The organism is Janthinobacterium saanense (assembly GCF_014200675.1).
Classification (GTDB): Bacteria; Pseudomonadota; Gammaproteobacteria; order Burkholderiales; family Burkholderiaceae_D; genus Janthinobacterium.
On record NZ_JACHCI010000008.1, the window covers coordinates 98,566 to 113,876 of the forward strand.

The 15,311-nt window shown below is 59.6% G+C and carries 11 protein-coding genes; 7 read left to right on the forward strand and 4 right to left on the reverse strand.

Going from position 1 to position 15,311, the window contains the following annotated elements; genetic code table 11:
* The first annotated feature begins 77 nt into the window (after positions 1-77).
* Positions 78-2,927, forward strand: a complete 2,850-nt coding sequence (uvrA, locus tag HDE72_RS13145) for an excinuclease ABC subunit UvrA (protein WP_183741499.1) — start codon at positions 78-80, stop codon at positions 2,925-2,927.
* Positions 2,928-3,038: 111 nt separating this feature from the next.
* Here the strand turns inward: uvrA and HDE72_RS13150 are convergent, their stop codons facing one another.
* The gene (locus tag HDE72_RS13150) at positions 3,039-4,910 is read right to left on the reverse strand and encodes a phosphoenolpyruvate carboxykinase (GTP) (protein WP_183741501.1); all 1,872 of its coding nucleotides are present in this window, start codon (positions 4,908-4,910) and stop codon (positions 3,039-3,041) included.
* A 357-nt stretch (positions 4,911-5,267) separates the two neighbouring features.
* Here HDE72_RS13150 and HDE72_RS13160 point away from each other — a divergent pair, with 357 nt between their 5' ends.
* A complete protein-coding gene (locus tag HDE72_RS13160; protein WP_183741505.1) occupies positions 5,268-6,281 on the forward strand; it encodes a D-2-hydroxyacid dehydrogenase family protein in 1,014 nt (337 codons plus the stop codon).
* On the opposite strand, the gene HDE72_RS13165 is transcribed toward HDE72_RS13160, so the two are convergent.
* Positions 6,269-7,042: an L-asparaginase gene (locus HDE72_RS13165; protein ID WP_183741507.1), complete on the reverse strand. Its 774-nt coding sequence runs from the start codon at positions 7,040-7,042 to the stop codon at positions 6,269-6,271. The genes HDE72_RS13160 and HDE72_RS13165 overlap by 13 nt on opposite strands.
* 148 nt (positions 7,043-7,190) lie before the next feature.
* Here HDE72_RS13165 and HDE72_RS13170 point away from each other — a divergent pair, with 148 nt between their 5' ends.
* The 5 genes from HDE72_RS13170 (at position 7,191) to HDE72_RS27750 (ending at position 12,786) form a co-directional block, all read left to right on the forward strand.
* Complete coding sequence (locus HDE72_RS13170; protein ID WP_034781194.1) at positions 7,191-7,676, forward strand: asparaginase domain-containing protein; 486 nt, start codon at positions 7,191-7,193, stop codon at positions 7,674-7,676.
* A gap of 197 nt (positions 7,677-7,873) precedes the next feature.
* Positions 7,874-8,389, forward strand: coding sequence for a sigma-70 family RNA polymerase sigma factor (locus tag HDE72_RS13175; protein ID WP_183741509.1), 516 nt, complete (start codon positions 7,874-7,876; stop codon positions 8,387-8,389).
* A gap of 1 nt (position 8,390) precedes the next feature.
* Entirely contained in the window at positions 8,391-9,356 is a 966-nt protein-coding gene (locus HDE72_RS13180; protein WP_183741511.1) for a FecR domain-containing protein, read from the forward strand.
* Positions 9,357-9,433: 77 nt separating this feature from the next.
* Positions 9,434-11,887, forward strand: a complete 2,454-nt coding sequence (locus tag HDE72_RS13185) for a TonB-dependent siderophore receptor (protein WP_183741513.1) — start codon at positions 9,434-9,436, stop codon at positions 11,885-11,887.
* A 221-nt stretch (positions 11,888-12,108) separates the two neighbouring features.
* On the forward strand, positions 12,109-12,786 hold the full coding sequence (locus HDE72_RS27750) for a PEP-CTERM sorting domain-containing protein (RefSeq protein ID WP_260176672.1): 678 nt from the start codon (positions 12,109-12,111) through the stop codon (positions 12,784-12,786).
* Between the two features lie 114 nt (positions 12,787-12,900).
* On the opposite strand, the gene HDE72_RS13195 is transcribed toward HDE72_RS27750, so the two are convergent.
* Entirely contained in the window at positions 12,901-13,797 is an 897-nt protein-coding gene (locus tag HDE72_RS13195; protein ID WP_183741515.1) for a recombination-associated protein RdgC, read from the reverse strand.
* 127 nt (positions 13,798-13,924) lie between these two features.
* Positions 13,925-15,124, reverse strand: a complete 1,200-nt coding sequence (gene dinB, locus HDE72_RS13200) for a DNA polymerase IV (RefSeq protein ID WP_260176673.1) — start codon at positions 15,122-15,124, stop codon at positions 13,925-13,927.
* Between the last annotated feature and the right edge of the window lie 187 nt (positions 15,125-15,311).

Consider the following 15,311-nt stretch of genomic DNA (forward strand, 5'->3'; position numbering starts at 1 on the left):
GTTGACCCCTTGTGGCTCCCATCCGCGCTCACCCGCACTACGCTGGCCGCACCATATACTGAAAGCAAGGCAATCACATGGAACAGATCCGCATTCGCGGCGCCCGCACGCATAACCTCAAGAATATCAGTCTCGATTTGCCGCGCAATAAGCTGATCGTGATTACCGGCCTGTCCGGCTCCGGCAAGTCCTCGCTGGCCTTCGATACGCTGTACGCGGAAGGACAGCGCCGCTATGTCGAGTCGCTGTCGGCCTACGCGCGCCAATTTTTGCAGTTGATGGAAAAGCCGGACGTGGACTTGATCGAAGGCCTGTCGCCGGCGATTTCCATCGAACAGAAAGCCACCTCGCACAACCCGCGCTCAACCGTCGGCACGGTAACGGAAATCCACGATTATCTGCGCCTGTTATATGCACGCGTAGGGACGCCGTATTGCCCGGACCACCCGGAAAACGCGCTGGCGGCCCAATCCGTGTCGCAAATGGTCGACGCCGTGCTGGCCATGCCGGAAGACACCAAGCTGATGATATTGGCGCCCGTGGTGGCCAACCGCAAGGGCGAGCACGTGGACCTGTTCGAGCAGATGCAAGCCCAGGGCTTCGTGCGCTTTCGCGTGCAGAGCGGCACGCATGAAGCAAAGATTTATGAAGTCGATGACCTGCCGAAATTAAAGAAGACGGAAAAACATACGATCGACGTGGTGATCGACAGGGTCAAAGTAAATGGCGAGATCAAGCAGCGCCTGGCGGAAAGTTTCGAAACAGCCCTGCGCCTGGCCGATGGCCGCGCCATCGCCTATGAAATGGAGTCCGCCAAGGAACATGTGTATTCCAACAAGTTCGCCTGCAATGTCTGCGGTTATTCGCTGCAGGAACTCGAACCGCGTCTGTTCTCGTTCAACAACCCGATGGGCGCCTGCCCTGAATGCGACGGCCTGGGGCACATAGAATTCTTTGACCCGAAACGCATCGTCGCGTTCCCGAATTTGTCGCTGGCCTCGGGCGCCGTCAAGGGCTGGGACCGCCGCAACCAGTTTTACTTCCAGATGCTGTCGAACCTGGCCGCCTTTTACGAGTTCGACCTGGACATGCCGTTCGAGCAACTGGCCTTGAATGCACAGCAAGTGGTGCTGTACGGTTCAGGCAAGCAAACCATCCCGTTTACCTATGTGAACGAACGCGGCCGTACTGTCATCAAGGAACACACCTTCGAGGGCGTAGTCAACAATCTGCAGCGCCGCTACCGTGAAACGGACTCCATGGCCGTCAAGGAAGAACTGGCCAAGTTCATCAATGAAAAGCAATGTCCGTCCTGCGATGGTGCGCGCCTGCGCGTGGAAGCGCGCTTCGTCAAAGTGGGCACCGGCAAGCAACAGCGGGCCATTTATGAAGTAGCGGCAAAGCCGCTGCGCGAAACACTGGAATTCTTTGAAAAACTGAAACTGACGGGCGCCAAGAAAGAGATCGCCGACCGCGTCGTCAAGGAAATCATTTCGCGCTTGAAATTCCTTAACAATGTGGGCCTCGATTATCTGTCGCTGGACCGCAGCGCCGACACCTTGTCGGGCGGCGAAGCACAACGTATCCGCCTCGCGTCGCAAATCGGCTCCGGTTTGACGGGCGTCATGTATGTACTCGATGAACCGTCGATCGGCCTGCATCAGCGCGACAATGACCGTTTGATCGAAACGCTCAAACACTTGCGCGATATCGGCAATAGCGTGCTGGTGGTCGAGCATGATGAAGACGCGATCCGCACGGCCGATTACATCGTCGACATGGGCATCGGTGCGGGCGTGCACGGCGGCGAGATCATTGCCGAAGGCACTTTGCAAGACATCCTGAAAAACAAGAAGTCCCTGACGGCGCAGTACCTGAACGGCAAGCTGAAAATCGCCGTGCCGGCCAAACGCCATGTCAGCAATCCGGAAAAGCAGCTGGTGATCACTGGCGCGACGGGCAACAACCTGAAGAATGTGTCTTTGAGCTTGCCAGTCGGCCTGATGACCTGCGTGACGGGCGTGTCCGGTTCGGGCAAATCGTCGCTGGTCAACGATACCCTGTACCCGGCGCTGTCGCGCCATTTATACGGCTCGCAAACGGAACCGGCGCCGCACCAGTCGATCAGCGGCCTGGAACATTTCGACAAAGTCATTTCCGTCGACCAGGCACCGATCGGCCGCACGCCGCGCTCGAACCCGGCCACCTACACGGGCTTGTTTACGCCGATCCGCGATCTGTTCGCTACCGTGCCGACGGCCAAGGAACGCGGCTACAGCGCTGGCCGCTTCTCGTTCAACGTGAAGGGCGGACGCTGCGAAGCGTGCCAGGGCGATGGCGTGATCAAGGTCGAGATGCACTTCTTGCCCGACGTCTATGTGCCGTGCGATGTGTGCCACGGCAAGCGCTACAACCGCGAGACGCTGGAAGTGCAATACAAGGGCAAGAACATCACGGAAGTGCTGGGCATGACGGTGGAAGAGGCGCATGTCTTCTTCAAGCCCGTACCGCTGATTGCGCGCAAACTGCAAACCCTGCTCGACGTGGGCCTCGGTTACATCAAGCTGGGCCAGAGCGCCACCACCCTGTCGGGCGGCGAAGCGCAGCGCGTGAAACTGTCGCTGGAACTGTCCAAGCGCGACACGGGCCGCACCCTGTACATCCTCGATGAACCGACCACCGGCTTGCACTTCCACGATATCGATCTGCTGCTGAAAGTGATACACCGCCTGCGCGACCAAGGCAATACTTTGGTGATCATCGAGCACAACCTGGATGTGATCAAGACGGCCGACTGGATCGTCGACCTGGGCCCTGAAGGCGGTGCTGGCGGCGGGCAAATCATCGCTACCGGCACGCCGGAAGAGGTGGCCCTGAACGCGGCCAGCGTGACGGGTAAATACCTGGGGCCGCTGCTGAAGCAATAACGCAGTCATCGGACATAAAAAAACGGCGCGGATTGCTCATGCAATCTGCGCCGTTTCTCCTTTTTATGCACGCCGATCTTTGCCGGCGTGTTTCTCCCCCACTACAACTCTTTACGCAAGCAAACGCTTTTCCAACGCTGCTTTATTGTCTACCAATTCTTGCGGCAGATGATACGCGAGTTTTTCAAACAACTCGGTATGCAATGTCAATTCTTCCACCCACGCGGCCTTGTCGATCGAGGTGATGGTGTCGAACTGTTGCTGCGTGAATGGCAAGCCATCCCAGTTCAGGTCGCCATATTGCGGCGTGGTGCCAAACAGGTTTTCCACGCCACCGGCCTTGCCTTCGATACGCTCCAGCATCCATTTCAGCACGCGCATATTGTCGCCAAAACCAGGCCAGACAAATTTGCCTGCTTCATCGGTACGGAACCAGTTGACGCAGTAGATTTTCGGCAGGGCCCCCGGGTTCACTTTGCCCACTTTGACGCCCATGTCCAGCCAGTGCTGGAAATAGTCGCTCATGTTATAGCCGATAAATGGCAACATGGCAAATGGATCACGACGCACGATGCCCATCTGTCCCACGGCGGCGGCCGTCGTTTCGGAACCCATGGTCGCTGCCATATAGACGCCTTCGACCCAGTTGCGCGCCTCGGTCACCAGCGGTACGGTGGTCGAGCGGCGGCCACCGAAGATGAAGGCCGAGATCGGCACGCCGGCCGGGTCGTCCCAGGCCGCGTCGATCACTGGGTTTTGCGTGGCTGCAACAGTAAAGCGGGCGTTTGGATGCGCGGCCTTGGTGCCGGACGCTGGCGTCCAATCCTTGCCCTGCCAGTCGATCAGATGGCTCGGTGCTTCCTTGGTCAAGCCTTCCCACCACACGTCGCCATCGTCGGTCAGCGCCACGTTGGTGAAGATGGTGTTGTCGCGCATGGACGCCATGCAATTGAAATTGGTTTTTTCGTTGGTGCCAGGCGCCACGCCGAAGTAGCCCGCTTCCGGGTTGATGGCGTACAAACGGCCATCGGCGCCCGGCTTGATCCAGGCGATATCGTCGCCGATGGTGGTCACTTTCCAGCCGTTAAAACTGGCAGGCGGGATCAGCATGGCGAAGTTGGTCTTGCCGCAAGCCGAAGGGAAAGCGGCCGCCACATAATGCTTCTTGCCTTCTGGCGATTCCACGCCGAGGATCAGCATGTGTTCGGCCAGCCAGCCCGGATTGTCGTTCGATGCTTGCGCTTCCTGGTGGCCCATGTTGGAGGCGATACGCAGGGCGAAGCATTTCTTGCCCAGCAGAGCATTGCCGCCGTAGCCGGAACCGAAGGACCAGATTTCGCGCGTTTCCGGGAAATGCACGATGTACTTGGTGCTGTTGCATGGCCATTTCACGTCTTGCTGGCCGGCAGCCAAAGGTGCGCCCACGCTGTGTACGCACGGCACGAACTCGCCATCGCTACCCAGCACGTCATACACGGCACGGCCCATGCGGGTCATGATCTTCATGTTGACGGCAACGTAAGGCGAGTCGGACAGTTCCACGCCGATATGGGCGATCGGCGAACCCAGCGGGCCCATCGAGAACGGCACGACATACATGGTGCGGCCGCGCATGCAGCCATCGAACAGGCCGTTCAGGGTGTGGCGCATCTCGCCAGGCTCGGTCCAGTTATTGGTTGGGCCAGCCGCTTCTTTCGTTGCCGAGCAGATATACGTGCGGTCTTCGACACGGGCCACGTCGCTGGGGTCAGAACACGCCAGGTAGGAATTCGGACGCTTTTCAGCGTTCAGCTTTTTCATGGTGCCGCTGGCTACCATCTCGGCGCACAGGCGTTCGTACTCTTCCTGCGAGCCATCACACCAGTAGATACGCTCCGGCTTGGTCAGCGCGGCAATATCTGCTACCCAATTGATAAGCTTTTGCTGTTTGATGTAAGCTGGGACGTTGAGTGCGGCGACACCACTCATGACGGGCTGATTCATGTTACCTCCAATACCAATAAAAGAAATTCTGGTCGTTCCGGCAAGACAGGCAGCATCGTTGAGAGGTGGCTGCGGCTCATTGCGGGCGGGTAGATCACGCCGGCGGGCTCTGGTGTCGTGTCGGCCGCGGCGTACGCGCCAGCGGCTGTTTCCTTGATCATGCCCCAAGGCGGCTGCGACAGTATTGCGCCTGATGACAGATCAGGAATCATTAAAAGTGCCGGCGATTGTACACCCGCAAAACAGCTATTCTCGCAAAAATGTAGGAGAATAGCTTGACTAATGTAGTAGGCTATTCAGCATTTTCCGTATCGTGTTATTTCCCTACCAAATCTTTACTAACATCTGCCATCTACCATGAAAATAGCCATACTCGATGATTATCAGGATGCAGTTCGTACACTCGATTGTTTCAAATTAGTCGATGGACATGAGGTCAAAGTCTTCCACAACACGGCGCGCGGACTGGGCCAGCTGGCGATACGCCTGGCGCCATTCGACGCACTGGTACTGATACGCGAACGCAGCGGTTTCAACCGCGCGCTGCTGTCCAAACTGCCGAATCTGAAACTGCTGTCGCAAACCGGCAAGGTGGCTGGCCACATCGATGTGGCAGCCGCCACGGAACTGGGGATCGCCATCGCGGAAGGCATCGGTTCGCCGACGGCGCCGGCGGAACTGACGTGGGCGCTGATCATGGCGGCGCAGCGCAAGATCGTGCCTTACGCCCAGCACTTGAAAGAAGGCTTGTGGCAAACGACATCGGTCGAACCATCGCTGAACTCCCTGGGCACGGTGCTCAAGGGACGCACCCTGGCGATCTGGGGTTATGGCAAGATCGGCCAGCTGATCGCGGGCTATGGCCGCGCCTTCGGCATGCAGATCCTGGTCTGGGGAAGTGAAGCGAGCCGTGCCGCAGCGGTGGCGGCTGGCGATACGGCCGCCGAATCGCGCGAGGCCTTCTTTGAACAAGCTGATGTGCTCAGCCTGCATCTGCGCCTGTCCGACAAGACGCGTGGCCTGGTGACCAAAGAAGACCTGGCGCGCATGAAGCCAACTTCATTATTCGTCAATACCAGCCGCGCCGAACTGGTGGAAACGGGTGCGCTGGAAGCGGCATTGCCAACGGGTCGCCCGGGCGCGGCTGCACTGGACGTGTTTACGGACGAGCCACTGCCGCCCACCTCGCCCTTGCTGCAATTGCCGAATGTGCTGGCCACGCCGCACCTGGGCTATGTCGAGCGTGACAGTTATGAGCTGTATTTCCGCTATGCGCTGCAAAACATCGTCGACTTTGAGCAGGGACAATGCACGCGCCTGCTCAACCCGGAGGTGCTGCAACATGCACGCCAGCGGCCTCAGGAGCGCTGAAAACCCTTTAGCAGATCGGCTTCGCCCGTGAGGCTGATGGCTGAGGCGGGCAGCACGTGGGTGCCCGTCCACAAACCGGCCCAGCCCGGTGGCCAGGGCAGCACCGGGCCCGCATACGGCGCCAGGCCGGCGCGCACGCCGATCACGGGCACCGGCGGCCTGTCTTGCAAAAGGCCGCCGTCGGGGCGCTGCATGTCCAGGCTATACATATAGTTGGGCAGCAAGGCATCGCACACTTGCGCGAACCAGGCCGTGTGGTCTTCATCGCGGCCCAGCGCCTGGGCCAGCCCTTGCGGATCGAAACGGGCCAGCGCATCGATCAACTCGCCTGTTGACGCGCCCGGCGTATCGCCCCAGCCCATCACGGGATTGACGTTGTAGTCGGCGCCCGAGCCATACCAGCCTTCGCGCCACGGCCGCTGCATCCAGTCGCGCGGCCCCGTAAACAAATGCCAGCGCCAGTGCAGGCCGGAAGGTTTCGGCCAGGCATACAGATACAGCTTTTGATAACCGGCGCGGTGCAGTTCGCGCACCATGGCCATCAGGCGCGCATGCGGCATGCGGTCTGGCGGCGCGCGGCGAAACAGGATCGCTTCCCCATCGGCAAATTGCACATCGTCCGTCGACAGATTCAAATCGAGCGTGCGCGCCTCGCTGCCGAAACGGGCGGCGATCCAGCCGGTCAGCAAATTGACGGACGTGATCACGCCGTAACCGCGGTGACGGTGAAAAATGACGGTGCCGGGAGCGAGCGCTTTCATACGGGAGTCCAGCCGGTAGGCGAGGCAAAGAATCAAGTGTACTCACAGATGGCGGAATTTTCCAGACGCCGCAACAAGCTCGATTCGCCTCAGGTCGGCTATTCACGCTATCATGCGCGTCATTCTCCACTGACATCGTGACCACATCATGACTTTGCGCATACTCGCCACTGGCGGCACTTTCGATAAACACTACAACGAATTGAACGGCACCCTGGGCTTTTCCGACAGTCATTTGCCAGCTGCCATCGCCCGTGCACGCATGACAGCGCCCGTGGCGCTGGAACAATTGCCACTGCTCGATTCGCTCGACATGCAGGATGCAGACCGCCAGCGCGTGCTGGCCTCGTGCCGCGCCGCGCAGGAAAAAGCCATCGTCATCATCCACGGCACCGATACCATGCGCGAAACGGCGCAAGTGCTGGGTGCGGCAAACCTGCAACAAACGGTGATTCTGACGGGCGCCATGATTCCCTATGAAATCGACAACTCCGACGCCCTGTTCAACCTGGGCTTTGCCTGCGGCGTGGCGCAAACCTTGCCAGCCGGCGTGTACGTGGCCATGAATGGCCAGATTTTTGCCTGGGACAATGTACAAAAGAACCGCGCCGCCGGCGTGTTCCAGCCTTTGTAAAGAAAACACGTTCGAAATATGCTGCTCTAGCACCATCGCGCAGGGCCTTGCAAACGCAAGGCCCTTTTTGTTTCCGGCGATGCTGTCGCACATACTGTTCCATGCTGGCGATGATCTTTTGCATATAGATAATACCTTGCCCTATAATGGCATTGATTATCATTCTCATTTAAGACCAAGATCGCCGCCCTCTCCTCATGTCTTCCATCCTTTCGCTCGCACAACGCCAGCAAGTACTGGCCCGTATCTATGCCGATGACTGCCCCTGGCTGCTGGGCCGTCTGTATGGCCGCTTGCGCAATCTGCAAGATGCGCAAGACATTACGGGCGATACCTTCGTACAGTTGATCGAACAGCCCAGGCTGGAAAACGTGCGTGAAGCGCGCGCCCTGATCATCACGATCGCCAAGCGGCTGGTGTGGAAACTGTGGCGGCGGCGCGAGCTGGAACAGGCCTGGCTCGATAGCCTGCGCTTGCAGGACGAAGCCTGGACGCCTTCGGCAGAAGACCAGGCCCTGGTCATGGAAACACTGCAGGCGGTAGACCAGATCCTCGATGGCCTGCCCGGCAAGGCACGCGCCGCGTTCCTGTACAGCCAGCTTGACGGACTGACGCACAAGGAAATCGCCGCCCAGCTTGGCGTCTCCGCCAGCATGGTGCGGCAATACCTGGCGCAGGCCCTGCAACGCTGTTATGCCGCTACGCAAGCCTGACATGCGGCCACCAGCACCTATCGGTACGGCGGTCAACGACGCCATCGCATGGTGGCTCAAGCTGAGCTCAGGCGAGGCGTGCGAGCAGGACCAGCGCGACTGCGATGCCTGGCGCGGCGCGGCAGCCGAAAACGAACAGGCGTGGCAACGCCTGCAGCAGGGCATGGCCCAGTCCGTGGGACGTTTGGAGCCGGCGCTCGCACAAGCTGGCAGCAGCCTGCGCGCAACTCTGGTGCGGCCGGCCAGGCGTCGCGTGCTGCTCAGTGCCGCAGCCGTAGCTGGTAGCGCGTCCGGCGCCTGGCTGCTGAACCGGCAAATACCATTGGCCAATCTGGCCGCCGATCTCAGTACCGACACGGCGCAGCGGCGCGACTTTGCCCTGCCCGACGGCAGCGTGCTGACGCTGGATGCGCGCAGCCGTGCCGATATCGATTTTTCTGCAGGGCAGCGCACCATCCATTTGCTGGCCGGTGCCGTGATCGCACAGCCTCAGGCGAACCGGACAACGCCGTTGATCGTCCGTACCCGGCACGGCGAGGTAGGCTCGCAGGGTGCGCCGGCCATGGTGCGGCTGGAAGAGCAAGCCACCCTGGTCGTGGCGCTGGGCAACACGCTGCAAGTACGCCCGCAAGGCCAGCGCCAGCACCTGCTGCAAGCCGGGCAGGGCACACGCTTCGGCCCGGACTGGATAGCCCCGCCCGACCAGGCATTGCGCCCGGCAGCATCGTGGCGCGATGGCTTGCTGGAAATGCATGACCGGCCCCTGGCCGAGTTTGTTGCCGCGCTACAGCCTTACCAGGCCGGCTTGCTGCAAGTGAGTGCAGCCGCATCCCGCATCCGCATCTCGGGCCTGTATCCGCTGGACGATACGCAACGCGCCTTGAGCGCCCTGCTGCACACCACGCCCATCGTCCTGAAACGCTACACGCGCTGGTTCACCCTGATCGACACCCTGCCCGCTGCATAATTTTTGCTGCGGCACTGACGCTTTTCCATGCTCGGCGCACATCTCCCATATAGCCATCCACCATTGAGGAGATTGTCATGCGTTTTATCCCTGGCCGCAGCTTGCGGCCCTTGAGTATCTTGCTGGCCCTGGCGTTTGCACTGCCAGCGGTCCCGCCCCTGGCATACGCCCAGACAGAAATACAACTGCCATTCCACCTCGCCGCCGACAATCTCGACAAGTCGTTGGCACAGATCGCCAGGCAAGCAGGCGTGGTGCTGTCGTACGATCCGCAACTGGTGCGCCTGAAACAGGCGCCAGCGATTTCCGGCAACTACGGCGTGCAGACAGCGCTGCGCCAGGCCCTGGCGGGAAGCGGACTGGAACTGGTGATTGCAGCCGATGGTACTTATACGCTGCGTCCTGCCCCGGCCACCCAGCTGGTCCAGCAAAAACTGCCTTTAGCCACCCTGGCGCCGGTAGTGGTGACAGGCGAGGCCTACCCTGCAGCCCAAGGTGAAACCAGCGGCACCTATACGGTCAGAAACAGCAGCAGCGCATCCAGGCTGAACCTGTCCTTGCGCGACACGCCACAGTCCGTCACCGTGGTGACACGCCAGCGCATAGACGACGAGGGCATGAAAAACCTCGACGACGTGCTGCATGCCACCACCGGTGCGGCAGTGACCCGCAACGGCGCCGAACGTTCCGTGTATTTTTCGCGCGGCCAGGCCATCGATACGCTGCAGGTGGACGGCATCGCAAGCAATATCAGCAATGCCTATTCCTTTGACGCCATCAACAAGCCCACCACGGAAATCTATGACCGGGTGGAAATCGTGCGCGGCGCCAATGGCTTGCTGGAAGGCGCAGGCAACCCTTCCGCCGCCATCAATATGCTGCGCAAGCGCCCGACGCAAGAGCGGCAAGTCATCGTCTCGGCATCGCTGGGTTCATGGTCGGACTACCGCGCCATGCTGGACGCCTCTTCGCCGCTGAACGAGGCCAAGACCCTGCGCGGACGCAGCGTGTTGGCACTGACCAACGCCAACAGCTATATGCACAATACCGGCAAGGACAATCAGATCCTGTACGGCATCCTGGAAGCCGACCTGGGCAAGCACACCCTGGCCACCTTGGGGCTGAGCTATCAGAAAGACCGCAATGCCGCTTACGACTGGTCTGGCCTGCCCACGCAGGAAGACGGCAAGTTTTACCCGATCTCGCGCAGCACCACGCTGACGGGCAAGTGGAACCATCTGGACAAACGCAATACGAATATTTTTGCTGATCTGCAGCATCAGCTGGCCGATGGCTGGCAGGTCAAACTGGCAGGCAATGTGCTTTTGGCCAAATCTGACTTCCTGGGCAACTACACGGCACGCGAGGAAGGCGATGTATTTTCCCTGAATCCGCGCGGCTTCCTGTATGACGACAAACAAACCAGTCTCGACGCCAGCGTCAGCGGCCCCTTGACCCTGTTCGGCCGCCAGCATGAACTGGTGGCCGGCGCCAGCGCGCGCTCGGACAATTTCGACTATCACGGTGGGCGCGACAGCACTTACCACTACTTGCTGGACATGAACAACCTGGGCGCCTTCAACCCGCCCGCGCCGACCGGACTCAACCCCGATATGTGGAAGTACAACACGACACAGAAACAGCAAGGCCTGTATGGCGCAGGACGCTTCAGCCTGACAGACGCGACGCAATTCATCCTGGGTAGCCGCGTCAGCTGGATGTCGATAGAGCGCATGACGCAGACGGGTACGCTCACGCAGACGCGCGACAGCAAGCGCGGCCAATTCACGCCGTATGCCGGCCTGGTGCACACGCTGAACGACAGCTGGTCTGCGTATGGCAGCTACACGGAAATCTTCAAGCCGCAGAGCAATATCGGCATCGATGGCGCCGTACTGAAACCCATGACGGGACGCAACTATGAGCTGGGCCTGAAAGGCGAATTCCTGGACCGCCGCCTGCAAACGGCGCTCGCCGTCTTCCGCTCGGAACAGACGGGACGGGCAGACCTGGTCAACAATACAGCGCTATGCCCGGTGGGGGTGTTCTCGTGTTACCGCGCCGCCGAAAAAGTGCGCAGCACGGGCATCGACATCGAAGCGAGCGGCGCCCTCAGCGACAGCTGGAACATCAGCGCCGGCTACACTTATACCCAGTCGAGCTACGCGGCAGGCGCGCTGCAGGGGCAGCCCTTTGCCACCGATTTCCCGCGCCATTTATTCAAGGTGGCCAGCGATGTGCGCCTGCCTGGCGCCATGGACAGGCTGCGCGTCGGCGGCAGCGTGTATGCCCAGAGCAGCATGCTGCAAACCAGCGATGCCGATGAAGACGTGGCTTACCGTATCAAGCAAAGCGGCTACTTCCTGACGGGCTTGCATGCAGTGCTGGACGTGAGCAAAAGCATGACGCTGCAGTTGAATATAGCCAATGCCCTCGATAAAAAATACATGCAGACGACGGGCAACACGGATTACTGGAACTTCTATGGCCAGCCGCGTACCGTCAATCTGGCACTGAGGGCGAAGTTCTAAAACAGCCGCACCCTGTCCAAGGTTGTTGTGTTACGGCAATGTCGTAGCGCAACAACAAAGTCCATGACAATATTGATATAAAAATAAACAAAATAGTGATTAATTTCCAATAGGAAATGAAGAAAGTAAAAAAGCAATATATTTGTTCATAATTGCAATTTTTTCCCACGCTTCAGTGCTATATTTTGCTCATCGACTTCAGTCCTTTCCGGGAATCCATCATGACCAAATACGCATCGGCTGCAAAAATGTTTCAATTGGCTGCGATTGCCGCCGCGTTTGCGCTGAGCGGCGCCGCTCAGGCGACCACCACGCTCACCAATGAATACACGGTCACGACATCGGTCAGCGCCGCAGGCGTGAATACCTGGACTTTCGATTACAGCGTCTTGAACAACAACCAAGGCATCGGCGGCCAGACCGGCTTCGATGGCTTTACGATCTTCGTGCCCGTCACGGCCAGCCTGGTCAGCTCTACCGCCCCCGCTCCTTACAACGGTGCACCCGGCTTCTGGTCGCAAGGCAGCAGCGCGCAACTGGACCTGGCTGGCAACGGTACGCAAAACCTGGTGGCGCCAGCGGGTTACGCCGCCTATACATGGTGGGGTCAAAATACGCAATCCGTGTACACGCCAGGCTCGACAGCGAACTTCAGTATTACCTTGAGCAATGTTGCCGTTGGCAATAACACTGTGGGCCTGAGCACGTATTTCGGCTTCGGCGCTGCGACGGCAGAATCTACCAGCAGCCAGTACGGCAATTATTCTACCTTTACCGGCAACTTCGTTTCACCGGTGGCAGCCGTGCCTGAACCGGGAAGCTACGCCATGCTGCTGGCCGGCCTCGGCCTGCTGGGTTTCGTGGCACGCCGCAGAAAATCAGGCCGGCACGCTGCTTGATTTTCACTTTTTAATACTGAGGCCAGCCCGCTACCGGCGGGCTTTTTTAATGTAAAAACGGCCCGGTGCATCATGCCACCGGGCCGTCAGTACTGACTGGTTTAAACTGAAGACTTAAGCCGTCGCTTCGCCGCCCAGTGCTGCGACCACGTCGGCCATCAACTTGCTCAACTCGCCCGTCATCAGCATCAGGTCGCCGTCGAAACGTTCTTCGTCGTTCTTGGTGCTCGATTCCGTTTCCTTGATCACGTCGAGCGGCTTGACGCTCTTGATGGCCAAGGACTCGGTCAGCACGAACGAAATCTTGTCGTTCCAGGTCATGGCCAGGCGCGTGCATTGCTTGCCGGCTGCGATATGGCGGCGCACATCGTCCGCTTCCAGCGTGTGGCGTACATAGCGCACGGTGGCCTTGCTTTCGCCCGTGGCGCGCAATTCGGTATCCATGTCCACCGTGAAACCGGCAGGCGCGTCGTCCGCTTGCAGCCACTCCGTCATCACCGCCACTGGCGAGCGCTGCACGCGCAGGCTTTCCAGCGGCAATTTGTCGACGGCTTTCAGCAGCAGCTTGATGACTTCGTCCGCCTTGGCCGGGCTGGCGGCATCGACTACCAGCCAGCCATTGACGGGGTCGATCCAGGTCCACACATTGCTGCGGATGCTGAAAGCGCGCGGCAGCAACTCGTCGGCCACGCGTTCTTTCAATTCCTTCATGGCTTTCTTGCCCGGTGCAAAACCTTGCGCTTCTTCCATTTCAGCGGCGCGGGCCTTGGCGACCTGGTTGATCACAGTCGCTGGCAACAGTTTCTTTTCTGTCCCCAGCAAGATCAGCATCTGCTTGTTCACCACGTGAACCAGGCCACCGTTAGGGCGCGGCGTATCCCAGCCCTGGCGCATCAGATCCATGCTGGTCGCCGGTGTAAATTTGTTCGAGGCCAATGCCTCTTCCAGTTGTTCTGGCGTATAAGCCCACGGTGCGGGCAGGCGGTAAATCTGAAGATTCTTGAACCACATAGTTTTTGTCTTCCGTTTGTTTCAGTAGTGCCAAGGGAACGCCATTCTACACTTTTGACATGGCGATGCCGTCAAAGGCGCGGTCTGGCGCGGTGCTTTTTTCACATGCAATAAGGGATTAATGCCGCTACAGGGCGGGGAATAGCTCCGCCTGCGCCGGTACTTGCCGCGCTTGCTGTATTTGTAGCGCAGGATCGCACAAGGTCGAGATGCGCACACCCAGCAAACGAATTTTTTTCTCGAAGGGCACGCGCTTTAAACAATCACGGCTGGCGCGCAGGATGGCAGCCGCGTCCGCTGTCGCGCTGGGCAAGGTGATGTCGCGCGTCACCGTGCTGAAATCCTCGAAGCGCAGCTTGATGCCCACCGTGCGCCCCGCCAGCGCTTGCTTGTCCAGGTCGCCCGCCACCCGCGTGCACAGGCTTTCCAGCTTTTCCGACAACATGGCGCGGTCGCGCACCACCTGCAGATCGCGCTCGAACGTCGTTTCGCGGCTGACCGACTTGGTTTCGCGGCTGGTCTGCACGGGCCGCTCATCGATACCCTGCGCCGCCTGGCACAGCCAGCTCGTGTACAGGTCGCCAAATTGGGTGCGCAGCATGCCCATATCGGCTTGCGCCAGCTCGCCGATGGTATTGACACCCAGCGCCTCGAGCTTGGCGGTGGCCTTGGGACCGATGCCATTGATCTTTTTTGCCGGCAAGGGCCAGACCCGTGTCGCCACATCTTCCGGATGCAAAATGGTCAAGCCATTCGGTTTTTCCAGGTCGGAACAGATTTTCGCCAGCAGTTTATTCGGTGCCAGGCCGATCGAACACGACAAGCCCGTCGCCTCGAACACGGCCGCCTTCAAGCGGGCGGCCATGGCAGGCGCTTGTTCGCCATGGTCGGTCAGGTCGATATAAATCTCGTCGATGCCCACGTTTTGAATCACGGGCGCAAGATTGGCCACGGCTTGCTTGAAGCGCGCCGAATATTCGCGGTAAGCCTCGAAATCGGCCGGTAATAAAATGCTGTCCGGCGCCAGCTTGGCCGCCTTCATGATGCCCATGGCGGAAAACACGCCAAAGGCCCGCGCCTCATAGGTGGAGGTGGTGACCACGCCGCGCCCGGCGTAATCGCGCATGCGGGCATATTGCCGCGTGCCATCGGGCAACAGCACAGGCTGCTGCAAGCGGCCGCCACCGATTACAACCGGCTGGCCGCGCAATTCCGGATATTTCAGCAACTCGACGGAAGCAAAAAACGCATCCATGTCCAGATGGGCTATCCAACGGCGGGCGTCCCCGCGGCGGGCGTCAGCAAGGGAAGAGACAGATGTGGTCAAGGACACCTCGCGGCGGTTAAGCCTGCCTGCAGACGGTTGCGGCAAGATACTGTGTATGCATACAGTATTACCTGAAACGCGGCAGGATGCAAGTTGAAACGAACGGCGCGCAAGGCCACGACGGGGATCAGCGGTTGCTTTTCTCAATGGCAAGATTAGAATCTTGGCACAACACTAAAAGGAGTTG